Below are 25,606 nucleotides of genomic sequence, written 5' to 3'. Positions count from 1 at the left end.
GGAGGCCGAAGACGGGAGAGGGGCCCTCAAACCTCCCTGAGGTGCAGCAGCAGCGCCTGGGCCGGGTTGAGCCCCGGCATCTGCAGACCGGACCGGGCCAGTACGGCGCCCGAGATCACCGCCTCGCCCTTGACGAACCATTCGGGCATCACCTGCTGCATGGTGGACGGCCACCCCGCCTCCCGCCGCCAGGTGACCCGGTACCGGCGGTCCTCCCCCAACCCGGGAAGGCGGACCCGCCCGGGCAGGGCGCGCGCGGACGACGCCAGCCGGGCGTACCGGAACACCGCCTCGCCGCGATCCCGTGCGACCACCCCGTCGAGCTGTTCGGCGGGGTCCGCGGGGTCCGCGTGCACCGGGTCGCCGGAGTGCAGCAGCGGCCGCAGCTCCTTGTACAGCCCGATCCACGAGGTGAGCGCGGCGAGCTCGTCCTCGGAGCAGCCGGTGACGTCCCACTCGATCCCGGCGTGCGACATCAGGCTGGTGAGCAGTCGGGCGGACAGTGCGGTGACCCGTCCCGTGGTGTGCGACTCGGGTCCGCCCACGTGGCTGCCGACCAGCTCGGGCGGGAGCAGCAGGCCGGTCCACCGCTGGATGGCCAGCCGCTCCAGGGGGTCGTTGTTGTCCGAGGCCCACACGCGGTCGGTGCGGGCGAGGATGCCCAGGTCCACGCGGCCCCCGCCGGAGGAGCAGGACTCGATCTCGAGCCCGGGGTGGTGTTCACGCAGCCGGTCGAGGAGCGCGTAGACCGCGCGGGTCTGGCCGTGCACCCCGGCGCTTCCGGTCGGTCGGTGCACCGCCTCCATGAGGTCGCGGTTGTGGTCCCACTTGAGGTAGTCCGGCCGGTACTCGGTGACCAGCGAGTCCAGCCGCCCGAACACGTACTCCAGCGCTTCGGGCCGCCCCAGGTCCAGGACCTGCTGGTTGCGGCTGGGCGGGGACAGGCGGCCCTCGGGGGCGAGCAGCCAGTCAGGGTGCGCGCGGGCGAGGTCGGAGTCGGGGTTGACCATCTCCGGTTCGACCCACAGCCCCGCTTCCATGCCCAGGGCGCGGACGCGGTCGAAGAGCGGGTGCAGGCCGTCCGGCCACACGTGGGGGTCCACGGTCCAGTCGCCGAGCCCGGCGGTGTCGTCGCGCCGACCCCGGAACCAGCCGTCGTCGAGGACGAAGCGCTCCACCCCGATCCGCGCGGCGGTGTCGGCGAGCTCGGTCAACCGGTTGAGGTCGTGGTCGAAGTAGACCGCCTCCCAGGTGTTGAGGACCACCGGTCGGGGTGTGGTCGGGTGCTCGGGGCGGGCCCGCAGCCACCGGTGGACCCGGGCGGACATGCCGTCCAGACCCCGGTCCGACCAGGACAGGAACACCCAGGGGGTGCTGTAGGACTGCCCCCGGACCAGCCGGACCTCACCGGGGTGCAGGAGTTCGCCGCCCGCGATCACCGCGTCGGCCTGTCCGGCGCCCTCGGGGAGGCGTTCGGCCAGGTGGACGTGGTCGCCGCTCCAGGCGGTGTGCACGCCCCAGACCTCGCCGTGCCGGAACCCGAAGCCGGGGCTGCCCGCGGTGAGCAGCAGCGGGGCGTCGTGTCCGGAGCGGCCGCGCCGGGAGGCCCGCGTCCGGGTGCCCATGCTGAGCGGCTGCCGTTGCGGGGAGCGTTCGCGGACCCACCGCCCGGTCAGGTCCAGGACCTCCTCGGCTTCCCGGGGCAGCGGCAGGGTCACGCGCAGGGCGTCCAGGGTCCACGGGTCGGGGTCGAGGTTGGTGACGGTGTTGCGCGCCCGGAGCAGCCCGGAGGCCTCCATCCGCAGCTCGCACCGGATCCGCAGGCCGCCGCCCTCAGCGGTCACGGTGGCCTGGCCGCCTGCTCCGCCCCCGGCGCCCGCGCCTGGGCCTGTGCCCTCCAGCGGGTCGACGACCACCTCGACCCGGCCCCAGCGGGGATAGGTCACCCGGCCCTCGTGGTGTCCGGACAGTCCGGGGTGGCCGCGCCAGCCCTCCCCCTGGGTCGGCAGCAGTGAGATCCAGGCGGGTGTGTCCACCCCGTTGTTGGCCGCCGCGGGCGAGGCCGCCGCGGCCAGTCCCTCAAGGCCGGGCAGGTCGGCACCCCAGTGCAGGACGTGCGGCAGCCCGCGGTCGGGAACCCCCAGCACCAGCGCGGTCCCGGCGGCACGGAGTTCGATGGTCCGGTGGTGGGTCATCCCTCGCTCGCTCCCAGGGGTCGGCCCGGCGGTGGAGTGTCCCCCGCGGGAGCCACCAGCTTCGGGAGACACCCCGACTCTGTCAACACCCCCAAACAGATATCAACAGAATCCGGCAGCAAAACCGGGCCTGTTGACAGCAAGGGAGCCGAAAGGGCACCTTAATCAAACAGAATCCAACATGTATCACTCTGGAGGGCGGATGCTGGCCGCGCAACGGCAGGAGTTGATCCTCGAACAGGTCCGGCGGGACGGAGGCGTCCGCGTCACCGAGCTCGTCGAGGCCTTCGCCGTGTCGGACATGACCATCCGGCGCGACCTCGACGCCCTGGAGCACCGGGGGGAACTTCGTAAGGTCCACGGCGGCGCCGTCGCCCCCGAGGGGGCCCGCACCGAGGAGCCCGGGTTCGAGGCGAAGTCCACCCGCCAGTCCGCGGAGAAGCACGCGATCGCCCGCGCCGTCACCGAACTGGTCGAGCCCCACAGCGCCGTGGGCCTGTCCGCCGGGACCACCACCGCCCTGGTCGCCGAGTACCTGCGCGAGACACCCGGGCTCACCGTCATCACCAACTCGATCCACGTGGCCGAGGTCTTCTACCGGTCCGAGCGCACCGACCAGACCGTGGCGCTGACCGGTGGTTTCCGCACCCCCTCGGACGCCCTCGTCGGCCCCCTCGCCCTGGCCTCCGTGCGCGGGATCAACCTGGACACCCTGGTCCTGGGCGTACACGGCATGCACGAGCGGGCCGGGTTCACCACGCCCAACCTGACGGAGTCCGAGACCAACCGGGCCCTGGTGGAGTCGGCCCGGACCCTGGTAGTCGCCGCCGACCACACCAAGTGGGAGACGGTCGGCATCAGCACCATCGCCCCGCTGGACCGCTGCGACGTGCTCGTCACCGACGACCGCCTCACCCCCGGCGCACGCGAGGCCCTCCAGGACCGCGTGGGCCGCCTCGTGATCGCCGACGTCACCCGGGAGACCCCATGAGGAAGACCGCCACGCGCCTGGCCGACGGCCGGGAGATCATCTACTACGACGAGGGACTCAGCGACCGCCAGGAGCTCCCCGACCTGCGGGACCTGCCGCCCGCCGCCTTCGCCTCGGAGCTGCGCTGGGACCCGCTCCGCCGCGAACACGTCATCCTGGCCGCCCACCGCCAGGGCCGCACCCACCTGCCGCCCAGCGACGAGTGCCCGCTGTGCCCCTCCCGGGACGACCGGCTGACCGAGGTGCCCTCCTCCGCCTACGACGTGGTGGCCTTCGAGAACCGCTTCCCCGCCCTCAGCGGGTCCCGGGGCCGCTGCGAGGTGGTCTGCTTCTCCTCCGACCACGACACCTCCCTCGCCGAACTCGGCCCCGGACGCCTGCGCACCGTCGTGGACGCCTGGGCCGACCGCACCGAGGAGCTGTCCGCCCGGCCCGAGGTGGACCAGGTGTACGTCTTCGAGAACCGGGGCCCGGAGATCGGGGTGACCCTGCACCACCCGCACGGGCAGATCTACGCGCTCCCGTTCGTCACACCCAGGACCGAACGCGACCTGGAATCCGCCCGCCTGCACCGGGACCGGACCGGACGCGACCTGTTCGCCGACATCCTGGCATCCGAGAGCGCCGGCCCCCGGGTGGTCCTGCGCAACGAGCACTGGACGGCCTTCGTCCCCGAGGCGGCCCGCTGGCCGGTCGAGGTCCACGTGTACCCGCACCGGGCCGTGCCCGACCTGCCCGCCCTGGACGACGCCGAGCGCACCTCCCTCGCCGAGCTCTACGGCGATCTCCTCGGCCGCGCGGACCGGCTGTACGACACCCCGCTGCCCTACGTCTCCGCCTGGCACCAGGCCCCCGTCAACGACCCCGGGCTCCGCGGGCTCGCCCGGTTGCGCCTGGAACTGTTCTCCGTGCGCCGCGCCCCGGGGAAGCTCAAGTACCTGGCCGGAACCGAGTCCGGCGCGGGTGTGTTCAGCAACGACGTGGCCCCCGAGACCACCGCCCAGCGACTCCGAGAGGCCTGATCCGTGAAGCTCCTCGTCACCGGCGGCGCCGGTTACGTCGGCAGTGCCGTCACCGCGCTCCTGCTGGAGGCCGGGCACCAGGTCACCGTGCTCGACGTGCTCTCCGCCGGACACCGCGACGCCGTCCCTCCGGGCGCGGCCCTGGCCGAAGGGGACGTGCGCGCCGCCGCCGACGTGCTCGACCCGACCTTCGACGCCGTCCTGCACCTGGCCGCCAGGTCGCTGGTCGGCGAGTCAGTCCAGGACCCGGGACCGTACTGGGCCGACAACGTGGGCGGCACGCTCGCCCTGCTGGAGGCGGCCCGGACCCACGGGGTGGACCGCCTCGTGTTCTCCTCCACCGCCGCCGTCTACGGGGACCCGCCCTCGGACGCGCCGCTGCGCGAGAGCGACCCGGCCGCGCCCGTCAACCCCTACGGCGCGAGCAAACTCGCCGTCGACCACATGCTGGCCGGATGGGCTCGGGCGCACGGGCTGGGCGCGGTGAGCCTGCGGTACTTCAACGTGGCCGGCGCCTACCGGGCCTTCGGTGAGCGGCACGACCCCGAGACCCATCTGATCCCCAACCTCCTGCGGGTGGCCGCCGGGCAGGTCCCACACGCCTGTGTCTTCGGAACCGACTACCCAACCGCGGACGGCACCGCGATCCGCGACTACCTGCACGTGGCCGACCTCGCCGACGCCCACCTGCGGGCGCTGGAACACGTCGAGCCGGGGACCCACCGTGTGTACAACCTCGGTAGCGGCGGCGGGTACTCGGTGCGCGAGATCCTGGCCGCGGTCCGGCGGGTCACCGGGCATCCCGTCCCGGTGGTCGAGGAGCCCCGGCGCGCGGGCGACCCGGCGGTGCTGGTGGCCGCCACCGAACGGGCCCGCGCGGAACTGGGCTGGGCGCCCGTGCGCGAGCTGGACGAGATCGTGGCGGACGCCTGGGCCTTCACACGCGACGGGGTGACCGCCGAGTGAGCGACCACCACAGGGGCGAACAGCGCTTGAACGACATCGCGGAGGACTTCCGAGAACTGTTCGGTACGGCCCCCGAGGGGGTGTGGTCCGCCCCGGGGCGGATCAACCTCATCGGTGAGCACACCGACTACAACGACGGTTTCGCCCTGCCGATCGCCCTGCCCCACTCACTGGCCGCGGCCGCCGCGCGCCGCCCGGACGGCGTCGTCCGGCTGCGCTCGCGCCAGTTCGACGGCGCTTTCGAGCTCCGCCTGGCCGACCTGTCCCCGGGCGGCGTGCCCGGCTGGGCCGCCTACCAGGCCGGGGCGCTGTGGACGCTGCTCGACGAGGGGTACGACATCGGAGGGCTGGACCTGCTGGTGGAGAGCCGCATCCCCACCGGAAGCGGGCTGTCCACCTCGGCGGCGGTGTGCTGTGCGACGGTGCTCGCCGCCACCGGCCTGTACGGCCCCAAGTCCTCATCCGGGTCCTGTGCCGGGCCCGCTCCGGCTGAGGTGGCACGACTGGCCCAGCGCGCGGAGAACGACTTCGTGGGGATGCCCTGCGGGATCATGGACCAGTCCGCGGTGATGTTGGCCGAGGAGGGGCGTGCGCTCTTCCTGGACTGCCGTTCCCTGGAGACCGAGCAGGTGCCGTTCGACCCGGCCGCGCACGGGATGTCGCTGCTGGTGGTGGACACCAGGGCCCCGCGCCGCCTGGTGGAGGGCGCCTACGCCGAACGCCGACGCTCCTGCGAGGAGGCCGCCCGGATCCTGGGGGTGCGGGCGCTGCGGGACGTCTGGGTCGGGGAACTGCCCGAGGCCCTGGCCGCGCTCCCGGACGACCTCTCCCGCCGCCGGGTGCGTCACGTGGTCACCGAGAACGCGCGTGTGCTCGAAGCCGTGGACCTGTTCCGGGCCGGTCGGCCGCGCGAGGCGGGGCCGCTGTTCACCGCCTCGCACGTTTCCCTGCGCGACGACTACGAGGTGAGCGTGCCCGAGGTGGACACGGCGGTGTCGGCCGCGCTGTCGGCGGGGGCCCTGGGCGCTCGCATCACCGGCGGCGGGTTCGGCGGCTGCGTGATCGCACTGGTGGACACCGAGAACACCGCGGACTGCGGCGAGGCGGTGCGCGCGGCCTTCGCCGGCCAGGGGTTCGACGAACCGGTGGTGTTCACCGCCCCGCCCTCCGCCGGGGCCCGCCGCCTGAGCTGAGGCCCCGGACGGCCGGCCCCGCCGGGCCGCCCGGGCAGGCGTCCGGGCGGCTGGTCGGGGCGGCGGTCCGGGCGGCGTCACCGGCCGGTTGTGATCGCCCGGAGGTCACCACCGGGCGGAGCCGAGGATGCCCTCGGCCTCCGCGGTCCGGATGCCCGACGTCCTGCCCGCCCTCGACCGCCCCGTGGTCCTCGACCGGACCGGGACCGAAGGCGCCTCCCGCCGAACCGCCGCCCGCGCCTGTCCACCCCCGGCTCGCTTTCACCGCGCCCGACCCGCGGATCCGCTCAGCCGAGTCCGGTCTGCGCGTGCGGGCCGGGGCCGAGTACACGCCGACCATGGCCGACGCGCACCAGGGCTACTCCAGGTAGGTGCGGAGCCTCCTGGCCTCAGCCTCGTTGCCGTTCTCCCGGTACAGCCGCTCCGCCTCCACCAGGTGGGTCTTCCAGTCCTGCGCACCGGTCAGCTGGGCGTGTCCGGCCAACATCTCGCGCACCCGGGCCGACTCGTGGACGAGCCCTCTGGCCGCGAACCCCATCAGGGCCAGGTCCAGTTCCCGCTGGGCCTCGGACCACCTGCGCTTGGCGACCAGCGCACGTCCCCGCTCCTGCCGCACCTTGGCTATGTCGACCTCGTCCACGGAGCTCCCGTCGTCCGGAGCCGAGAAGAACTCCAGAGCCGCGTCCAGGTGTTCGAGAGCGTGGTTGAAGCGCCCCATGTTGATCAGGGTCCGACCGACCAGCAGATCCAGGCCCGCCAGACCGCGCGGGCACCCCGCGGCCTCCCTCAACGGTCGGACCCTCGTGAACAGGGCCAGGGCGTCGTCGTGGCGGTCGTCAGCCAAAGCGATCAGGCCCCTGCCCTCAAGGGCGGCCGCACGGCCCCGGTCGTCGCCGTCGGCAATGGCCAACGCGTAGGACGCGGCGAATTCCCCGTCAGCCTCGTCGAGCGCTCTCGCACCCCTCGTTCTCACGTCCGTGAGGAGTGCCAGGCCCAGCAGGTTGCGCATCCGGGCCTGCCACACCGTGTCCCCCAGGGCCCGGGACGAGTCCAGTCCCGACCTCAACAGTCCGAGGAGCGCGTCGTACTGACCGTTCTCCCGCATGTAGGCTTCGGCGGCCTCCACCGTGCGGCAGACCGCATCGTGCATACCGCGGCTCCGCGCCCAGGCCACACAGCCACCCAGGAACCCGGCGTTGGCCCGCATCCAGTCCCTGGCCTCGTCGCCCGACCCGAAGTCGGGCAGGCTCAGGTCCGTGTTCTCGTCCGGTCGGGCCAGAGTCCGGTCGGAGGCGATGAAAGCGGCGGCACGGATCGCACCCTCGCACACGTAGTGGACGAACCGGAACAGAACCGCATCGCGCTCCTCTTCGGAGAGCTCCTGTACGGCCGGAACAGCCCGTTCGGCGCCTGCCGGGCAGAGGGTGGCCAGGCGGGCGGTCTTGTGGGCGGCGTCGGTCTCGAACCACTCCGAGGGCAAGCGCCGGCACAGATACTCGGCGGCTGTCTCGCGGTCCATCGGGTCCAGGTCAGTCGGGTCAGGTCTCACCGTCTCGTCCCCTCCCACGGGAAGCGCGCATGTGCATGGCACGGCAGAACACCCGCCTCGGCACCCCTCGCTGAGGGGGCGGCAACCGGCCCGAGCCGAGCGGAGAACTCCGTGCGCTCCAACACCCCGAGCGGTCCCTCAGGTGGCCCATCATGCGGGAGCCCGGAACAAATGACCAGGAGTTTTTCGACGCGCTCGAAGGCGCGAACTCATCGCCCCACGGAAGAAAGCCCGCTCCACCAGCGAAGTCGTCGAATCCGGTGCTGGGCCGCGCGTCCGGACCTGGCCACGCCCGACGGACGGTCGTCCCTGTTCCCGGGTATGACCGGTCGAGTTCCGGCCTTCTTCCGCAGACCGGTTCGGGTGCGCTCGGGCACACGGTTCGGCGCTGCCACAGGGCCTGCTTCACGGCGTCCGCGGTGGCCGGAGCGAGCACGGGATCGCCGTGCCCGGGGCTGATCGGGCCGAGGAAGGAGGTCCGCGCTACGGGTCCGATACACGGAAACCCTTGATGGGAGCGCTTCCATGGGCCAGGGTTGCCTGGGGAGAGAATCACCCAGGAGAAGCACCACTGAGACGGGAAGGTCCATCCATGGGACTGCGGTTCGGGCTGTTGGGCACGGGTTTCTGGGCGACCGAGACCCAGGGGGCCGCACTGGCCGCACACCCGGAGGCGACGCTGGCCGGGGTGTGGGGACGCGACCCCGCCAAGGCCGCGGAGCTGGCGGACAAGCTGGACACACGCCCCTACGATGACGTGGACGCGCTCCTGGCCGACGTCGACGCCGTCGCGATCGCGCTGCCCCCGCACGTCCAGGGCGAACTGGCCCTGCGCGCGGCCCGGGCCGGGAAGCACCTGCTGCTGGACAAGCCGATCGCCCTGGACACCGCGACGGCCGACGCCCTCGTCACCGAGACCGAGGCACGCGGGCTGGCCTCGGTGGTCTTCTTCACCAGCCGTTTCTCCGACGGAGTGAACGACTTCCTACGCCAGGCGGTCGCCGACGGCGGCTGGCACGGGGTACGGGCGACCCTGTTCGCCTCCATCTTCCAGCCGGGCAACCCGTACGGGGCCTCGCCCTGGCGCCGCGAGAAGGGCGGGCTGTGGGACGTGGGACCGCACGTGCTCTCGGTGGTGCTGCCCGTCCTGGGTCCGGTCGAGGAGGTCACGGCGGTGGCCGGCCCCCGGGACAGCGTGCACGTGCTCACCCGGCACCGGGACGGGGCCGTGGGTTCGCTCTCGGTGACCCTGGACGCGGCCCCGGAGGCGGGGGCCTTCTCCGTGGACCTGTACGGCGAACACGGCTGGCGGTCGGTCCCGGGCGGTGACCGCAGCGCGGTGGAGGCCTTCGGGTCAGCCGTCGACCGCCTGTCGGAGCAGGTCCGCACCGGCCCAGGCGACCCCTGCGACGTGCGGTTCGGCCGCGAGGTCGTGGCCGTCCTGACGGCGGCGCAGGCCTCAGTGCGCTCCGGCCGGACGGTACGCGTGGCCGAGGCCGCCGGTTCGGATCCGGTGGCCTCGGCTTGAGCTGGTGACGCGGGCGGTCAGACCGCCAGGCCTGCGGTCAGGCGGCGCTGGCGTTCTTGGAGTACATGCCGTCGGCCAGGTAGACGATGGCGGCGGCTACCAGGACTTGGATGATCAGTACGAACAACCAGACCCCGGTGAAGAAGCTCGCGATCCAGCCGCCCAGCAAAGCGGCCACGATGCCCAGGAGCAGGGTCAGCCAGATCGGCAGGTGCTGCTTTCCGGGTACGACGAGACGACCGAGCGCACCGATGATCAGACCGACGATGAGCGCGCTGATGATTCCAGTGATCTCCACAGGACCTCCCAGGTAGATACCTTCCCCCTCTTCCCGCTCCGCAGGTCGCGAACACGGCACACGGAGAAACTTTTGCCCCCGAGTGGAATCTTCATGCGCATGAGCACCTGCTACTACCCATACGTCCCTTTTTGTCGGCATTAACCCGTGCGGCATGAGGGCAGGCACTTCCTCCGCCCTATCGGGGGAAAGCCCTTCGTGCCCCGGCGCACGCCCGTGCGTGCGGACCGCTCACACCGCCCAGTCCTCATCGTCCCCGCCGCGCATGGTGCGCCAGCCCCGGAGGTCCTCCAGCGCACGCCGCGCCAACTCGGCGTACTGGACCGGGCATTCCCACAGCTCGCGGTCGGAGAGTTCGGCGGGCACGGGGGTCTCCGGCTGGCTGTCCGGGGCGTACAGGTGGACCACCGCGCGATACCTACTTCCGACGTTGGCGTCGGCGGTGGACCAGGGGTGCCGCGGATGCTCACAGGAGGCGTCCAGGTCGATGGTGGCCAGGGCCTCCGCCAAGGTGCGGGCATACGACGGGGGCAGCCCTTCGTACGTCTGGGCGATACCCATCCACATGCACAGGAACAGGCCGATCCGGTCCTCCTCGCGTACCTGTCCGGACAGCCAACGGCGGGCGGACCACAGAGCCACCGGGCCGGTGTTGTTCAGCCAGGTACGACGTATCGCCTCCTGCATGGCGACGATGTCGAGAGCACCGTCGCCCCGGGCGAACCGCGCGTCGAGGTGGGAGAGGTCGACGTGGCCGAAGATCTCCTGGCGCGCCTCACGTATGCGGTTCGCGGCCTGTTCCGCGAGGCCGGTGAGGAACGCCTCGCAGTCGAAGGCCGCCAGTTCCGCGCCCTCGAACTCGTAGTCCTCGGCGTATGCGGCCCGGCCGGTCTCAGTGAGCATGTAAACCCCGAGTACGACCCCCTCCTCCGGGCCCGGGGCAGCGGGATGGGTACCGTCCGGGCAGGTGCACGAGGCCGGGGACAGCGTGGCACGGACCCCGTCCAGGGCCCTGGAGTAGGAGGCGAACAGAGATTGGCTGAAGATGCGGGCGGCGACGTACCAGCAGGTGGCATGGAGCAGGAGCGTGTAGCCGGTCAGCTCCCGGCGGCCCTGCGGGGTGCCGCTCCGGTGGAGCGTCCGCGCCGCGTCCTCGGCAAGGGTGGTGAGGAGCGGTTCCGGATCCCCGTACGGGTAGTCGCACACGATCCCTGACAGGTCGCGGATCAGTTCGTGGTGGTCGTCGGAAAGATCCGGCATCGTTTCGGTCATACCTGTGGCTGACGTCCAGTTCGGCGGATTGGTTCTCCGGTCGGAGCGCGCCCCGGCCCGGCGTTCGAACTCAGGCCCGGTACCGCGGCGCCGACAGACCGGGGTCGGCAGCGCTCCGACACCGCTCGGGGGACGCGATGGACGATTCAGCCGGGTCGGCCAGTGTGTTGACCGCGGACGAGACCTCATCGGGTCGGGCGAACCACACCTGTCTCGTTCCCCCGATTCCCCCGCCACCGGGTTCTGCCGTCCGCATAAGGCCACCGATATCCCTCCCCTTACGGCATTCACGCGGCGTAGGGTCGAAAAGCCGGGACACGGCCAACAGGGGAGGCACCGATGCCCGAAAACGTCCTACACGCGCTGGACGAGGCGCGCAGAGGCGACCGCTCCCACGGGCAGGTCCCGGAGCGCACCCACGAGCGCCCGGACGAGCCCCTGATGCGCGACCTCATCGGCGACCTGCTGCGCCGCACCCGCACAGAGCAGGGCCGGACCCTGCGCGAGGTGGCCGAGGACGCCCAGGTCTCCCTCCCCTACCTCTCCGAGATCGAGCGCGGCCGCAAGGAGGCCTCCTCCGAGGTCCTCGCTGCGGTCTACCGCTCCCTGGGCCTGAGCATCGTCGACGTCCTCGGCGAGCTCTACCGGCGCACCCATCTGGCCCGCTTCGAGGTGGTCGGCCAACGCCAGGCCCACCTGTCCCCTGTCAGCGCGCCTCTGGTCGCCCAGGCCCATCAGGCCCGGGTCATGTCCCTGGCCGCCTGACTCCCCCCGAACCCGCCCACGCCTGCACCCGCATCCCCCACCTGGACGGCATCGCGTCCGGCCCGTCCCAGCCGCGCGTGCCGGCGGCCCCGAGCTCCACCGCCCGGGGCCGCGGCCCTCTCCTGCGCTTCAACTCTCCTCAGGCGACCGCCCGGCCGACCTCCCGGGTCGTGATGATCCCGTCCACCAGGCCGTACTCCTTCGCCTGCGGCGCCGTGAAGATCTTGTCCCGGTCGGTGTCGGCCCGCAGCCGCTCCTGGGTCTGCCCGGTGTGCCGGGACAGGATCTCCTCCACCTGGGACCGGATCCGCAGGATCTCCGCCGCCTGGATCTCCAGGTCGGCGGCCTCGCCCCGCCCCTCCGTCGAGGGCTGGTGCAGCAGCACCCGGGCGTGCTCCAGCGCCGCCCTCTTGCCCGCTGTTCCCGCCGCGAGCAGCACCGCCGCCGCCGAGGCCGCCTGCCCCATGCAGACCGTGGCCACGTCCGCGCGCACGAAGCGCATCGTGTCGTAGATGGCGGTCAGCGCGGTGTTCGAGCCGCCCGGCGAGTTGATGTAGAGCTGGATGTCCATGTCCGGGCTCTCGTAGTCCAGGTGCAGCATCTGCGCCATGACCACGTTGGCGACGTCGTCGTCGATCGGGGTGCCCAGGAAGATGATCCGCTCGGACAGCAGCCGGCTGAACACGTCGAACGAACGCTCTCCGTTCGGGGTCCGCTCGACCACCATCGGAACCGTGTAACGCCCGCTCATCGGGCACCTCCCGACTTCCCCTGCCGAACGAACCCGGGCGAGTTCCCGCCCAGCCGAACGCCGCCCGCCATCTGCCCGACCGACGCGACCACGTGGTCGATGAACCCGTAGTCCCGCGCCTCCTGCGCGGTGAACCAGGCGTCCCGGTGCTGGTCCTTGGCGATGGTCTCCTCGCTCTGGCCGCTGTGCCGGGCGATCAGCCGGATCATCGTCCGCTTCGTGTGGGCCAGGTTCTCGGCCTGGATGGCGATGTCGGCGGCGGTCCCGCCCAGTCCGCCCGACGGCTGGTGCATCATGATCCGCGCGTGCGGCAGGCTGTACCGCTTTCCGGCGGTCCCGGTGCAGGCCAGGAACTGTCCCATGCTCGCGGCGAACCCCATGACCAGGGTGGACACGTCGTTGGGGACGAAGTTCATCGTGTCGTAGATGGCGAGTCCGGCGGAGACCACACCGCCGGGGCTGTTGATCGCCAGCGTGATGTCCTTGTGCGGGTCCTCATCGGCCAGCAACAGGATCTGGGCGCACACCCGGTTGGCGCTGTCCTCGTCGACCTGGGTCCCCAGCAGCACGATGCGGCTGCGCAGGAGCCGCGCGGCGAGCTGGTCGTCGAAGGTTCCGCTCGGCGCGTGCTCCGCGACGAGCTGGTGGTGGATCGGTTGTCGGTGGATCGGCATGAGCACTCCTCGGCCCGGCGTCTTCCGGAACGGACCCCTCGTCCGCTCCCGCCGGTGCTCCCAGACTGCGCCGGGAAGCGCCGCGGCCTCCACCTTTTCGGCCCGGGGCAGATCTGCCGCGGGCAGACCGGCCCGGTCGAACGAAGACCGGGTCGGCAGGCCGATCGGGTCCTTGGGGTCACTCAGGTCTCGTTGATCGCTTCCCGCAGCTCACGCAGCACATCGAGAACGACCGGACGCAGGGACGGACGTATCGCGTCGAAGACCTGGCGCTGTTTTCGCTCCATGTACTTGCGGCGCTCGGCCAGGACCCGCTCGCCCTCCTCCGTGATGGTGACGACGGTGCTGCGTTCGTCACGTTCGGAGCGGCGCCGGGCCATCATTCCCTTGCGTTCGAGCTGTTGGATCATCCGGGTGGCCGAGGGCGATGACACACCGACGATGTGAGCAACCGCACCGACACTCGGACTGTCCATGCCGCGTACCGCTTCCATCAGCAGCGACTGTGTCAGGGTGAGTTCCTCAGTGCCGTGATGCCCGTGCCCTCCCCGGGAGCGGGCGTGCAGCGCCGCATTGATGAGTTCGGTCCACACACGCTGGAACTCTTCGAGCTCCTCCGCGTCGGGCTCGGTTGGCCCCCGCTGATCAGAAGATGCTTCCGGCTGGTCAGGACAGGGCTCAGGGGTCTCGTCGGGCACGAAACGGTCCTCGCAGGCTGGGCTGTGACGCGGGTCCTTGACTCGCGTGGTGGTTTGACGTTTGCATAGCCTAGCCATTAAATAGCTTGCGCACGCAAATTCAAAGAGATCCATGCCCCCTCACAACGGCAGCGACACCCGCCCACTGATCTGACTGTGGGCGGCTTTGTCTGCTGCGGGGGCGGTGGACGTCCGTCCGAACACCCGGGCGGGCCCGGACCGGTCCGGGAGGGGCGCATTGACAACAGTGCTGGTCGCGCATTTCATCACAGCTGCGGTCGCGCCGTTACTGGTGCGCCTCTGGGGCCGTAACGGCTTCTACGCGCTCGCGATCGTTCCTGGCCTGGCCACCGTGTGGGCCCTCTTCCAGCTGCCCGCCGTCCTCAACGGCGGCACGCTGGCCGAATCCGTCGAGTGGGCACCCCAGTTCTCACTCCGGCTCGGCCTCCACATGGACGCCCTCGGCCTGACCATGACGCTCATCGCCGCCGGCGTGGGCACGCTGATCCTGATCTACTGCGCGCGTTACTTCGACGACTCAGAGCCCGGTCTCGGGCTTTTCGCCGGTGTGTTCGTCGCCTTCGCCGGGGCCATGCTCGGCCTCGTGCTGGCCGACGACCTCATCCAGCTCTTCATCTACTGGGAGCTGACCACGGTCTTCTCCTACCTCCTCGTCGGCCACAAGGCCGAGAAGAAGGAGAGCCGCCGGGCAGCGATGACGGCCCTGACCGTCACCACCTTCGGCGGCCTGGCGATGCTGGTCGGCATGATCATGCTCGGCGAGACCGCCGGGACGTACGTGATCTCCGAGATCGTCGCCGACCCGCCCGCGTCCGGTCCCGTGGTCACCGCCGCACTGGTGCTGATCATGATCGGCGCGATGTCCAAGTCGGCGCTGTTCCCCTTCAGCCTCTGGCTGCCCGCGGCCATGCAGGCTCCCACGCCGGTCTCCGGTTACCTGCACGCCGCGGCGATGGTCAAGGCCGGTGTCTACCTGGTCGCCCGCCTCACCCCCGCCTTCGGTGACGTCGTCGTCTGGCAGAGCATGGCTCTGTTCTTCGGTGTGATCACCATGATCTTCGGCGGCTGGAAGGCACTGCGCCAGTACGACCTCAAGCTCGTCCTGGCCTACGGCACCATCAGCCAGCTCGGTTTCCTGATCGCGCTGCTGGGCACCGGAACCCGGGCCGCCGCCCTCGCCGGTATCGCCATGCTGGTCGCGCACTCGCTGTTCAAGGCCACACTGTTCCTCGTGGTCGGCGTCATCGACCACAGCACCGGCACCCGGGACCTGCGCGAGCTGTCCGGCCTGCGCACCTCCATGCCCGCCACCTTCTGGATCACGGTCGTGGCACTGGCCTCCATGGCCGGCCTTCCCCCCACCGCGGGCTTCGCCGCCAAGGAACTCGCCCTCGGCGCCTACACCCACGGCGGCGCTCTCGACACCCTGGCCCTGGTCGGACTGGTGGCGGGCTCGACCCTCACGGTCGCCTACAGCCTCCGCTTCCTCTGGGGTGCCTTCCTCGAGAAGGAGGGTGTGCGGCCCACCCCGGTGCACGCCCCCGGGGCGCTGTTCCTGGCGCCCGCGGCCGTCCTGGCGGGGTTGAGCCTGGTCGGCGGTGCGGCCTCCAGCACGGCGGACCCGTTCCTGGCGGTCTACGCCGACACGGTCCCGCCGGGACCCTATGAGCAGTACACGACCCACCTCGCGCTGTGGCACGGCTGGGAGCTACCGCTCCTGCTGTCCGCGATCTGCGTGGTCGGCGGCCTGGTGCTCTTCTACTTCCGCAACGGTGTGGCCTGGCTGGGCACCCGGTTGGCCTTCGTCAACCCCGAGCGCAACTACCGGCGGATGCTCGCCGGGCTGGAGAACCTGGCGCTGCAGGTCACCGGTAGCACCCAGCGCGGTTCGCTGCCCGTCTACCTCGGAACCATCCTGGTCGTCCTGGTCGTGGCCACCGGCATCCCGATGGTCACCGGTCGGATCTGGGCCGGGCCCAAGCCCGATCTCCGCCTCTGGGACACCCCGGTGCAGATCATCCCGGCCCTGATCATCGTGATCACCTGCCTGCTGATCCTGTTCGTACGACGCCGACTGTTCGCGGTCATCCTCGTCGGTATCGGGGGGTACGGCGTGGCCGCCCTGTTCTATTTGCTGGGTGCACCGGACCTGGCGCTCACCCAGTTCCTCGTCGAGACCGTGAGCCTGGTGGTCTTCGTTCTGGTACTGCGCCGCTTCCCGGCGAACTTCTCGGCCCCCGCGCTCAAGGGCCGCCGAATCTGGAACATGGCCATCGGAGCGGGCACCGGTGTGGTGATGGCCATGTTGACCTGGTTCGCCCTGGCTGGCCGCCAGGAACCGTCGATCTCGGAAGGGTACGAGGCGGTCACCAGAGAGGTGGGCGGCTACAACATCATCTCCGTGCTGTTGGTCGACGTCCGTGCCTGGGACACCATGGGGGAGATCTCGGTCCTGGCCGCCGCTGCCGCCGGTGTGGCCAGCCTGATGTTCGTCCGCCGCCGGGCCCAGCCCCGCAAGGCCCCCGGCGGTGTCATGGCCCTGTCGGTCACCAAGCCACCGGAGCCCGTCAAGGGGCATGGCGCGGTGGATCTGGGCGACCTGCGGATCGCGCCGCGGAACATGCACGTCAAACCGCTGTGGAACCGCACATGGCTGCCAGGCGCCGACAGCCTCCCGACCGAGCGCCGGTCGATCATCTTCGAGGTCGTCTCACGCTTCCTCTTCCCGGTGATCATGATCCTCTCGGTGTACCTGCTGCTGACCGGGCACACCGACGTCGGCGGCGGTTTCGCGGGCGGCATCGTGGCTGGCCTGGCCTTCATCGTCCGCTACCTCGCGGGCGGAAGGTTCGAGCTGTACGCCACCGCGTGGGTCCAGCCGGGCGCCCTGATCGGCGCCGGCCTGGCCCTGGCCACCGGCACAGCGCTGGGAGGGGCGGTCTTCGGCGGCGACGTCCTCGCCGGCGGAGACACCTACGTCAACTTCGGTTTCCTCGGCGAGGCGCACCTGACAGTCGCCCTGATCTTCGACATCGGCGTGTACCTGCTGGTGATCGGACTGATCCTGGACATCCTGCGCAGCCTGGGCGCCCGTATCGACGAACAGATCGAGCGGGACGCGGCACATGCGGACGAGACATCCAGGGTCGAGGCTCGAGCACACGCCGAGGAGGTCACCTCGTGAACGATTCACCAAGTCTGACCCTCGTCATCGTCATCGGAGTGCTGGTCGCCGTCGGTGTGGTGCTGCTGCTGGAGCGCAGCCTGACCCGCGTGCTGCTGGGGTTCATCGTGATGAGCAACGGCGTCAACCTGATGATCATGGCCATGGCCGGGCAGCCCGGCGGGCCCCCGATCCTGTGGTTCAACGACGCGGACGAGATGTCCGATCCCCTGCCGCAGTTCATGGTCCTGACCGCGATCGTCATCACCCTGGGCATCACGGCGTTCCTTCTGGCGCTCGCCTACCGGAGCTGGCAGCTGGAGGGCAACGACGAGGTCCAGGACGACGCCGAGGACCTGCGCATCGCCCAGGGCGAGGGCCGCCGCGCGGTGCGACAGCGCTTCCTCAAGGAACGCCGCAGGCTGAGGGCGGACATCCGCCGTCAGCGGGCCGAGCTCCAGGCCACCATCGCCGCCGCAGACGCCCAGGAACTGGCCGAACAGGCCCGTATCAAGGCCGAGATCGCGGCGGCCCAGGCCGAACTGGCCAGATTCGAGGTCGCTGCCGAGGACGGCCGGTCCGACGAACAGTCCGAGGAGACCGTACGCCAGCTGACCGACCGCCAGCAGAGCATGGTCAACCAGGTCACAGAGCTGAGAGGGCGCATCCGGCTGGGCCGTAAGCGACTGCGCGAGCACCGCAGGGCCGACCGCGCCGCCGAACGCGAGCTGTGGCGTGAACTCCGCCGCCGTATCCGCTCCCAGAGGCGGAAGGCCCGCCAGACCATGCGGGCGGAGCGGGAGCGCCTGGCACGCGCAGAGGACAGCGAACTGCAAGGGAACGACTGACCATGGGATGGGACTACTTCAACGGCATCCTCCACTACCTCATCCCCCTGCCGGTGGTGCTGCCGCTCTTCGCGGCCGGGGTCAAACTCGCCATGGGCATCCGCTGGCCTCGGGTCCAGCAGTGGCTGAGCGTGATATCCCTGGCCCTGGTGCTGGTGATCGGTGCCGCGCTGATGGTGGGCGCCGACATGTTCGGACCCCAGGTCGTGCACGTGGGCGGTTGGCAGGCCCCCGTCGGCATCAACCTGGTGGCCGACCGGCTGTCCGCGCTGATGGTGACGGTCTCGGCCGCGATCACGCTCGCCGTTCTGGTCTACTCGATCGGCCAGGGGATGGCGGGCAAGGCCGAGGTCGCACCGCTGTCGGTCTACCAGCCCACCTATCTGATCCTGGTGGCCGGCGTCTCGAACGCCTTCCTGGCCGGTGACCTCTTCAACCTGTACGTGGGCTTCGAGATCCTGCTGACCGCGAGCTACGTACTGCTGACCCTCGGCGGAACCCAGTCGCGGATGCGGGCGGGCGCCATCTACGTGGTGGTCTCGCTGGTCTCCTCGGTGCTGTTCCTGATCGCCATCGCCCTGGTCTTCGGTGCCACGGGCACGATCAACATGGCCCAGCTGGGCGAGCGCCTCCCCGGAATCTCACCGGACCTGGCCCTGGTCCTGCAGGTGATCCTGCTGCTCGCGTTCGGTATCAAGGCCGCGGTGTTCCCGCTGGCCGCCTGGCTACCGGACTCCTACCCGACCGCGCCCGCACCGGTCACCGCGGTGTTCGCCGGGTTGCTGACCAAGGTCGGCGTGTACGCGATCATCCGCACCCAGACCCTCCTCTTTCCGGGAACCCAGCTCAACAACGTGCTGATGTGGGTGGCCCTGGCGACCATGGTGATGGGCATCCTGGGCGCCGTGGCGCAGACAGACATCAAACGTCTGCTGTCGTTCACACTGGTCAGCCACATCGGTTACATGGTGTTCGGCGTGGCGTTGGGCACCGAGCAGGGCATGGCGGGAGCGGTGTTCTACATCGCCCACCACATCACGGTTCAGACCACGCTGTTCCTCGTCACCGGTCTGATCGAACGCCGGGGCGGGTCCACCTCCCTGGACCGGCTGGGTGGACTGGCCAAGATCGCTCCCCTGCTCGCGATCCTCTTCTTCATCCCCGCGATGAACCTGGGCGGCATTCCACCGCTGTCCGGTTTCCTCGGCAAGATCGGTCTGCTGCAGGCCGGTGTGGAGGTGGGCACTCCGCTCGCCTACACGCTGGTCGGCGCGTCGGTCATGACCAGCCTGCTGACGCTCTACGTCATCGCCCGGGTATGGAGCTACGCGTTCTGGCGCACCCCGGCCGAGGGCATGGTGGCCGAACCCGGAACCGTGCTGGACGACTCCGAGGCGGACGACACCTCGACCGCGGCACTGGGCCCCTCGGAGGAGGCCGTGGGCCCGTCCTCCAGGCTGAGTGACACCACGACGGTGATCGCCCCCGTCGTGACATCCGTGGTGCTGCCCAAGAGCATGGTCGGTGCCACGATCGCGCTCGTCGGGTTCGGGCTCGCCATGACCGTGTTCGCCGGCCCCCTCATCGGTTACTCCTCCGAGGCGGCCGTGGAACTCCAAGCGCAGTGGCCCTACATCGAAGCGGTCCTGGGAGGCTCCCGATGAACGACCTGAGGACCAGGAAGGCGCGGGGGCTCAACGCGGTCCGGCGCCGCCTCGGCAAGGTACAGATCCCGGTCGCCCTGGGGATGACCGTGGTGTGGATGCTGCTCTTCAAGGGGTTCGAGCCCCGGCCGGAGTCCCTGGGGATCGCGGTTCTGGGCTTCCTGGTGTCCGCGGTGATCATGATGGTGTTCCCGATGCCGCCGATCTCCCCGGGGTTCCGCTTCTGGCCGGTGCAGTGCGTCCGCCTCTTCTTCCACGTCCTGTGGAAGATGGCGGTCGCCAGTTCCCAGGTCACACTCCAGGTGTTCCGCCCCGGTCCGCCGGTACGCAGCTCGGTGGTGGCCGTCCGGCTGCGCACGGACTCGGACCTGATGCTGGTGTGCACCGCGATCACCACATCGGTGATCCCCGGCAGTGTGATCGTCGAGGTGGCGCAGCCCGAGCACACCCTTTACGTGCACGTCCTGGGCGCTGAGAGCGAGGCCGAGGTGCGCAACGCCAAGCAGATCATCCTCACCCTGGAGGAACGGATCGTCCGGGCTCTGGGCACCCGTGAGAACATCGCCGACCTGGAGGCCGCGACCCCGGCCGGAGAGGAGAACGCGTGAGCGCGCTGTGGACCGTCATCGCCGTCCTGCTGGGTGTGGCCTCGCTACTCGGTACCGCCCGCCTCCTGCTGGGACCGAGCATCCTGGACCGGGCTCTGTCCGTCGACGTCCTGCTGGCCTCGGCACTGACCGGGCTGGGTGCCTACGCGGCCTTCAACCGCGACCCCACCATCCTGCCCACCCTCCTGGTCCTTTCACTGCTGGGGTTCGTGGGTTCGATCAGCATCTCGAAGTTCGTCGCCCGACGCCCCGAGGAGCACGCCAGGCCCGAGGAGACCATTCACCCGGCCACCACGGAACAGGGAGAAGACCATGCATGAGCAGCTCGTCGTCGTGCTGGACTGGGTCGCGATCCTGTGCATCCTGGCGGGTGCGATGCTGTCGTTCGTCGCCGCGGTGGGCCTGATCCGCTTCCCCGACCTGCTCTCGCGTATGCACACGGCGGCCAAGCCGCAGGTGCTGGGCATGCTGCTGGTACTGCTCGGTATCGGTCTGCGCATCATGCCGGTGGAGGAGACCGGGGTGTTCGACTTCGGCACGCTGATCCTGGTCGGGCTCTTCCAGGTCATCACCGTTCCCGTGGCCGGCCACATCGCGGCCCGCGTGGGTTACCGGACCGGGCGGATCCGCCACGACCTGGTGGTCACCGACGAACTGGAGGAGCGCCTGGAGGCCACCCGCCGCGCCGAAGCGGCCGGGAGGAGCGGTGAAGGCGGCTCGTAGCCGTCTGGAACACGTAGCCGGGGCCGGGAGGCGACACGCCTCCCGGCCCCGGCCTTCCCCTCCTCCAGCGGGTCGGTCACTCCAAGCGCTCCGCCTCCTCGTCGGTCATCAGCCGTGACCTGATCAGGAAGCGGTTGCCGGTCGGGGCCTCCACGGAGAAGCCCGACCCCCGTCCCGGGACGACGTCGATGGTCAGGTGGGTGTGGCTCCACAGCTCGAACTGCGAGCGCGACATCCACACCGGCACCGGTTCGGGGAGTCCCGCGTCCAGGTCGCCCAGGTGCACGTCGGCGGCCCCGGTCCGGAACTCGCCCAACGGGTAGCACATCGGTGAGCTGCCGTCGCAGCAGCCGCCGGACTGGTGGAACATCAGCGGGCCGTGGTCGACGGTGAGCTCCCTGATCAGGGCCGCCGCCTTCTCCGTGAGCGCGACCCGCTCCGCCGTCGCCTCGCCGCCGTGCGATCCGTCCGAACCGTGGCCGTCCATCAGAAGAACCCCAGCGCCTGATCCGAGTAGCTGACCAGCAGGTTCTTGGTCTGCTGGTAGTGGTCGAGCATCATCTTGTGGTTCTCGCGCCCGATCCCGGACTGCTTGTACCCGCCGAACGCCGCGTGCGCGGGGTAGGAGTGGTAGTTGTTCACCCACACGCGCCCGGCCTGGATGTCGCGTCCCGCCCGGTAGGCGGTGTTGCCGTCGCGCGACCACACGCCCGCTCCGAGCCCGTACAGGGTGTCGTTGGCGGTCTTGATGGCGTCCGCGTAGTCGTCGAAGCGCGCCACCGACACCACGGGGCCGAAGATCTCCTCCTGGAAGATCCGCATGGTGTTCTGGCCCTCGAAGACCGTCGGAGCGACGTAGTAGCCGCCCGCGAGGTCGCCCTCCATCTCGGCCCGGCCGCCGCCGGTGAGCACCTTGGCGCCCTCCTTACGGCCGATGTCGATGTAGGAGAGGATCTTCTCCAGCTGGTCGTTGCTGGCCTGGGCACCGATCATGGTCTCGGTGTCCAGCGGGTTGCCCTGCGCGATCTGCCCGACCCGCTCCAGGGCGTCGCTCATGAAGCCGTCGTAGATCGAGTTCTGCACCAGGGCGCGCGAGGGGCAGGTGCACACCTCGCCCTGGTTGAGCGCGAACATCGTGAAGCCCTCCAACGACTTGTCGTAGAAGGCGTCCTGCTCGGCGGCGACGTCGGCGAAGAAGATGTTCGGGCTCTTGCCGCCCAGCTCCAGGGTGACCGGGATGAGGTTCTCGGAGGCGTACTGCATGATCAGGCGGCCGGTGGTGGTCTCGCCGGTGAAGGCGACCTTGCGCACCCGCGCGCTGGAGGCCAGCGGCTTGCCCGCCTCGACCCCGAACCCGTTGACGATGTTGACCACGCCGGGCGGGAGCAGGTCGCCGATCAGGTCGATGAGGACCAGGATCGACGTCGGGGTCTGCTCGGCGGGCTTGAGGACGACGGCGTTGCCCGCGGCCAGGGCCGGAGCCAGCTTCCAGACCGCCATGAGGATCGGGAAGTTCCACGGGATGATCTGGCCGACCACGCCCAGCGGCTCCTGGAAGTGGTAGGCGACGGTGTCGCCGTCGATCTGGGAGCTGTGGCCCTCCTGGGCCCGAATGGCTCCGGCGAAGTAGCGGAAGTGGTCGATGGCCAGCGGAATGTCCGCGGCCAGACACTCGCGGACCGGCTTGCCGTTCTCCCAGGACTCGGCGACGGCGAGCTTCTCGAGGTTCTCCTCCATCCGGTCCGCGATCTTGTTCAGGATGACGGCCCGCTCGGCGGCGGAGGTGCGGCCCCATTCGGGGGCGGCACCGTGCGCGGCGTCGAGGGCGAGCTCGACGTCCTCGGAACCGCTCTGAGCGACCTCGGTGAAGGTGCGCCCGGTGACGGGGGTGGGGTTCTCGAAGTAACGTCCCTTGACCGGTTTGACCCACTCGCCGCCGATCCAGTTCTCGTAGCGCGACGCGTACTGGACGACGCTTCCGGACTCACCGGGGGGAGCATAGATCGCCATGGTGGTCTGCCTCCTTGTGTAGCTGCACAGGTGCACCGGGACGCCTGACCGGCGCCTCGAGGAACAGTTGGGTGTGACGCTAGTTACACCCAGGTTGCGACCACGTTGCGGCCGTTGCGAGGAGGCGCTCCGAGGAGCTGTTGCGAGAAGGCGTCGCGGGGAGGCGTCGCGGGGAGGGCTCAGCCACCCAGCCAGCGGAGTCGGCCGCGCAGGGCGGCGTGCCGGGGCGAGCTGGAGTCGAGAGAGCGCAGGGCCGCGGTCAGGACCCGGGGGTCCTCCCGCCATTCGGGATGCTCCGACCAGGCCAGCAGCACCCGGGGGTCGGCCTTGGCCGCGAGCACCTCGCACACCTCCGCCTGGAGTTCGTCCCTGGTCTCGACCACCCCGGGCGCCTCGGAGCGGGGCAGCACCGGCCCCTCGTAGACGTTGACCGCCTGTCGGTAGGAGCCCTCGGCCAGGTGGCGGCGGACCTCGTCGATGTCGGTGGCGAGCGGGCGGCACAACCGGTAGGGGCGGGAGGCGAGCAGCTCCGAGCCCACCAGGCGGCGCAGCCGGGACATCTCGGCGCGGATGGTGACCGGGGAGGCGTCGTGCTCGTGCAGCAGGGCTCCGAGGGCCTCCCCGGTGAGGCCGCGCGGGTGGCGGGCCAGTAGCAGGAGGATTTCGGAGTGACGGCCGCTGAGCTCCACCGAGCGCCCGTCCGCTTCGAGCAGCCCCTGATCGCGGCCGAGGACGCGCAGGCAGGCCGGTCCCGGAACGGGTTCCGCGAAGTCGGCGACTCCCACACCGGTCCGGGGCGAAGGCAGCAGACCGCTGATGCGCTGGGCCCGGATCTCCATCTCGGCCGCGGTGGCGGCCGCCCGGACCAGGGCCAGGGCCTGCGGGGAGGCCAGGAGGTCCTCGCCGGTGAGGTCGAGGACGCCGATCAGCGCTCCGGTGTCGGGATCGTGCAGCGGGACCGCCGAACAGCTCCAGCGCTGGACGCCCCGGCTGAAGTGCTCACTGGCGAAGACCTGCACCGCGTGGTCGACGGCCAGGGCCACCCCGGGGGCGTTGGTCCCGGCCGAACGCTCGTGCCAGTTGGCGCCCTCGACGAAGTGCATGGACTCGGCGCTGCTGAGCAGCTTGTGGTCGCCCTCCACCCACAGCAGGCGGCCGGAGACGTCGCCGACCGCCATGATCTGTGGTCCGGGCGCGCTGTCCAGGAGGAGGCGGCGCAGGAGGGGCATGGCCACGGCGAGCGGGTGCGCGCCGCGCTGGGTGTCCAGGTCCGGGCCGGTGAGTTCGAGCCGGGGCAGGGTGCGGTCGGGGTCCACCCCGTGCATGGCGCTGCGGCGCCAGGACTCACCCACCACCGACCGGACCCGTGCGCTGAGCCGCCCGGAGTCGGTGAAGCGTTCGTGCGCGACGGCCACGTCCCGGCGTAGGGCGTCGGGGTCGGTGTCCCATGACCACGCGTTCCATGCCCTGGACATCGGTGCGTCCCTTCGTCGCGACGGCGCAGGCCCCGGGCGGAGATCCGCCTCGGGCCACCGAGTCAATCCGCGCGGGAGGGTCTTGACAAGGGGTTCGGCCAGAACTACTGACAAGTTGCCCCGGCCACGCCGTGTATGTACCCCAACGCGTCACCTGGGAACGGACCAGGCGGCCCGGTGTGCCTGTGGTGCCGGTGGGATGTTCGGTGAGCCAGGTGGGACCCATGGGACGGTCAGGGCCGGTAGGGCGGCTGGGACCCGTGGGACGGGTGGCGCTGGGGGAGGGCGGGTGAAGTGGGCGGGGCCGGTGCCATCGGCACCCGGCACCCGTTATGCACCGGGATTCTGCGACACTTCGTGTACGGACACTTTCCCTCCGTCCCCACCCGGAAGGCGCCAGTCCCCCTATGTCCACCCCCCGGCAGCACCCTGCCCCGCAGGACCCACCTCAGGGTTCCGGGCAGCAGCACCTTGAGCAGTACAGCCCCGAGCGGTACGGCCCCGGGCGGCCCAACCCCGGACACCAGGCCCCGGGGTTCGCTCCGCCCGTGCCCCCGCACGTCGCGACGGCCCACCCCGCACCCCCTCAACAGGCGACACCCCCGCCCGGCCTGCCGCCGATCCGCCCGCACCGGAACTGGTACTGGGTCACCGCCCTGTTCCTCCCGGTGGGCGTGCTGATCACAACGCTGGCCGTCCAGGTCGGCGGCGCACCGTTCTCCAGCCCGTGGCTGCTGGCGCCCTTCATCTCGCTCCTGCCCACGTTGGTCTGGCCGATGGTGATCTACCTGATGCGGGACGGCTCCGAGCGCCGTCGCAGGCTCCTCCTCCCGCCACCGCCCACCCTGATGCACATCGCGCCCTACCCCGGAGCTCCGACCTACGCGGTGTGGTTCCAGCCCCGCACCGCACCACCCCTGGATCCGCGGAACCTGCGGCCCAGACGCTTCTGGTACGCCGTCGCGGTGCTGTCCCTCGTACTGGCCCCCCTGATCTCACCCATCGCCGGGACCCTGGTGGGTAACTGGCTGGGCGCTCTGCTCGGCCTCCTGCTCTTCTTCATCGCCCCGCCCACCCTGGTCACCGTGGTGCTGGTCCGGCGCGCCGCACACCGCAAACGGATCGCCCACGAGCACCTTCTCAAGGAGTGGGAACAGGCCCACCGGGGTTGATCAGAACAGTCGCAAAGCCC

General features: G+C 70.6%; 23 protein-coding genes. 13 read left to right on the top strand and 10 right to left on the bottom strand.

Going from position 1 to position 25,606, the window contains the following annotated elements; genetic code table 11:
• Positions 1-26: 26 nt before the first annotated feature.
• Positions 27-2,195, bottom strand: a complete 2,169-nt coding sequence (locus HNR07_RS27575) for an alpha-galactosidase (RefSeq protein ID WP_184368019.1) — start codon at positions 2,193-2,195, stop codon at positions 27-29.
• Between the two features lie 202 nt (positions 2,196-2,397).
• On the opposite strand from HNR07_RS27575, the gene HNR07_RS27570 reads away from it, so the two are divergent.
• The 4 genes from HNR07_RS27570 to galK are packed head-to-tail and all read left to right on the top strand — an operon-like array spanning position 2,398 to position 6,367.
• A complete protein-coding gene (locus HNR07_RS27570; protein ID WP_184372779.1) occupies positions 2,398-3,186 on the top strand; it encodes a DeoR/GlpR family DNA-binding transcription regulator in 789 nt (262 codons plus the stop codon).
• The gene (galT, locus tag HNR07_RS27565) at positions 3,183-4,208 is read left to right on the top strand and encodes a galactose-1-phosphate uridylyltransferase (RefSeq protein ID WP_184368016.1); all 1,026 of its coding nucleotides are present in this window, start codon (positions 3,183-3,185) and stop codon (positions 4,206-4,208) included. Before HNR07_RS27570 ends, galT begins: the two co-directional genes overlap by 4 nt.
• Before the next feature lie 3 nt (positions 4,209-4,211).
• Complete coding sequence (gene galE, locus HNR07_RS27560; protein WP_184368013.1) at positions 4,212-5,174, top strand: UDP-glucose 4-epimerase GalE; 963 nt, start codon at positions 4,212-4,214, stop codon at positions 5,172-5,174.
• Positions 5,175-5,200: 26 nt separating this feature from the next.
• Complete coding sequence (galK, locus tag HNR07_RS27555; RefSeq protein WP_184372776.1) at positions 5,201-6,367, top strand: galactokinase; 1,167 nt, start codon at positions 5,201-5,203, stop codon at positions 6,365-6,367.
• Positions 6,368-6,725: 358 nt separating this feature from the next.
• Here galK and HNR07_RS27550 read toward each other — a convergent pair whose 3' ends face one another.
• Positions 6,726-7,916, bottom strand: a complete 1,191-nt coding sequence (locus HNR07_RS27550) for a hypothetical protein (RefSeq protein WP_184368010.1) — start codon at positions 7,914-7,916, stop codon at positions 6,726-6,728.
• Positions 7,917-8,508: 592 nt separating this feature from the next.
• Between HNR07_RS27550 and HNR07_RS27545 the strand changes: the two genes are divergently transcribed.
• A complete protein-coding gene (locus tag HNR07_RS27545; protein WP_184368007.1) occupies positions 8,509-9,444 on the top strand; it encodes a Gfo/Idh/MocA family protein in 936 nt (311 codons plus the stop codon).
• Positions 9,445-9,481: 37 nt separating this feature from the next.
• Here the strand turns inward: HNR07_RS27545 and HNR07_RS27540 are convergent, their stop codons facing one another.
• Positions 9,482-9,742 carry a GlsB/YeaQ/YmgE family stress response membrane protein gene (locus HNR07_RS27540; protein WP_184368005.1) on the bottom strand — a complete coding sequence of 87 codons (261 nt, stop codon included), beginning with the start codon at positions 9,740-9,742 and terminating at the stop codon, positions 9,482-9,484.
• Between the two features lie 231 nt (positions 9,743-9,973).
• Positions 9,974-11,002, bottom strand: a complete 1,029-nt coding sequence (locus tag HNR07_RS27535; RefSeq protein WP_221318957.1) for a hypothetical protein — start codon at positions 11,000-11,002, stop codon at positions 9,974-9,976.
• A gap of 351 nt (positions 11,003-11,353) precedes the next feature.
• Here HNR07_RS27535 and HNR07_RS27530 point away from each other — a divergent pair, with 351 nt between their 5' ends.
• Entirely contained in the window at positions 11,354-11,779 is a 426-nt protein-coding gene (locus HNR07_RS27530) for a helix-turn-helix domain-containing protein (protein WP_184368000.1), read from the top strand.
• Positions 11,780-11,918: 139 nt separating this feature from the next.
• On the opposite strand, the gene HNR07_RS27525 is transcribed toward HNR07_RS27530, so the two are convergent.
• The 3 genes from HNR07_RS27525 to HNR07_RS35730 all read right to left on the bottom strand — a co-directional run bounded on the left by HNR07_RS27525 (position 11,919) and on the right by HNR07_RS35730 (position 13,902).
• Positions 11,919-12,530, bottom strand: coding sequence for an ATP-dependent Clp protease proteolytic subunit (locus HNR07_RS27525; protein WP_184367997.1), 612 nt, complete (start codon positions 12,528-12,530; stop codon positions 11,919-11,921).
• Positions 12,527-13,204, bottom strand: a complete 678-nt coding sequence (locus HNR07_RS27520; RefSeq protein ID WP_221318956.1) for a ClpP family protease — start codon at positions 13,202-13,204, stop codon at positions 12,527-12,529. The genes HNR07_RS27525 and HNR07_RS27520 overlap by 4 nt, the downstream gene beginning before the upstream one ends.
• Before the next feature lie 182 nt (positions 13,205-13,386).
• Entirely contained in the window at positions 13,387-13,902 is a 516-nt protein-coding gene (locus HNR07_RS35730) for a MarR family winged helix-turn-helix transcriptional regulator (protein WP_184367995.1), read from the bottom strand.
• A 247-nt stretch (positions 13,903-14,149) separates the two neighbouring features.
• On the opposite strand from HNR07_RS35730, the gene HNR07_RS27510 reads away from it, so the two are divergent.
• Genes HNR07_RS27510 through mnhG form a run of 6 tightly spaced genes read left to right on the top strand, consistent with a single transcriptional unit; the run spans position 14,150 to position 20,929 of the window.
• Positions 14,150-17,107: a Na+/H+ antiporter subunit A gene (locus HNR07_RS27510; RefSeq protein ID WP_184372770.1), complete on the top strand. Its 2,958-nt coding sequence runs from the start codon at positions 14,150-14,152 to the stop codon at positions 17,105-17,107.
• Positions 17,104-17,934 (top strand): Na(+)/H(+) antiporter subunit C, encoded by an 831-nt coding sequence (locus tag HNR07_RS27505; protein ID WP_184367993.1) that lies wholly within the window; start codon positions 17,104-17,106, stop codon positions 17,932-17,934. Before HNR07_RS27510 ends, HNR07_RS27505 begins: the two co-directional genes overlap by 4 nt.
• Positions 17,935-17,936: 2 nt before the next feature.
• On the top strand, positions 17,937-19,598 hold the full coding sequence (locus HNR07_RS27500) for a Na+/H+ antiporter subunit D (protein ID WP_184367991.1): 1,662 nt from the start codon (positions 17,937-17,939) through the stop codon (positions 19,596-19,598).
• Positions 19,595-20,206, top strand: coding sequence for a Na+/H+ antiporter subunit E (locus tag HNR07_RS27495; RefSeq protein WP_184367989.1), 612 nt, complete (start codon positions 19,595-19,597; stop codon positions 20,204-20,206). Before HNR07_RS27500 ends, HNR07_RS27495 begins: the two co-directional genes overlap by 4 nt.
• The gene (locus HNR07_RS27490) at positions 20,203-20,526 is read left to right on the top strand and encodes a monovalent cation/H+ antiporter complex subunit F (RefSeq protein ID WP_184367987.1); all 324 of its coding nucleotides are present in this window, start codon (positions 20,203-20,205) and stop codon (positions 20,524-20,526) included. Before HNR07_RS27495 ends, HNR07_RS27490 begins: the two co-directional genes overlap by 4 nt.
• Positions 20,519-20,929, top strand: coding sequence for a monovalent cation/H(+) antiporter subunit G (gene mnhG / locus HNR07_RS27485; protein WP_184367985.1), 411 nt, complete (start codon positions 20,519-20,521; stop codon positions 20,927-20,929). The genes HNR07_RS27490 and mnhG overlap by 8 nt, the downstream gene beginning before the upstream one ends.
• A 76-nt stretch (positions 20,930-21,005) precedes the next feature.
• On the opposite strand, the gene HNR07_RS27480 is transcribed toward mnhG, so the two are convergent.
• The 3 genes from HNR07_RS27480 to HNR07_RS27470 form a co-directional block, all read right to left on the bottom strand.
• Positions 21,006-21,416: a DUF779 domain-containing protein gene (locus tag HNR07_RS27480; protein ID WP_184367983.1), complete on the bottom strand. Its 411-nt coding sequence runs from the start codon at positions 21,414-21,416 to the stop codon at positions 21,006-21,008.
• The gene (gene exaC, locus HNR07_RS27475; RefSeq protein ID WP_184367981.1) at positions 21,416-22,939 is read right to left on the bottom strand and encodes an acetaldehyde dehydrogenase ExaC; all 1,524 of its coding nucleotides are present in this window, start codon (positions 22,937-22,939) and stop codon (positions 21,416-21,418) included. The genes HNR07_RS27480 and exaC overlap by 1 nt, the downstream gene beginning before the upstream one ends.
• Positions 22,940-23,118: 179 nt before the next feature.
• Entirely contained in the window at positions 23,119-24,414 is a 1,296-nt protein-coding gene (locus HNR07_RS27470) for a GAF domain-containing protein (RefSeq protein WP_184367979.1), read from the bottom strand.
• A 407-nt stretch (positions 24,415-24,821) separates the two neighbouring features.
• Here HNR07_RS27470 and HNR07_RS27465 point away from each other — a divergent pair, with 407 nt between their 5' ends.
• Positions 24,822-25,586, top strand: a complete 765-nt coding sequence (locus tag HNR07_RS27465) for a hypothetical protein (RefSeq protein WP_184367964.1) — start codon at positions 24,822-24,824, stop codon at positions 25,584-25,586.
• Positions 25,587-25,606: the final 20 nt, after the last annotated feature.

It is taken from the genome of Nocardiopsis metallicus (assembly GCF_014201115.1).
GTDB classification, from domain to species: domain Bacteria; phylum Actinomycetota; class Actinomycetes; order Streptosporangiales; family Streptosporangiaceae; genus Nocardiopsis; species Nocardiopsis metallicus.
Note: the sequence above shows the minus strand (reverse complement) of the source record. Positions and strands in the feature narration are given on the sequence as shown.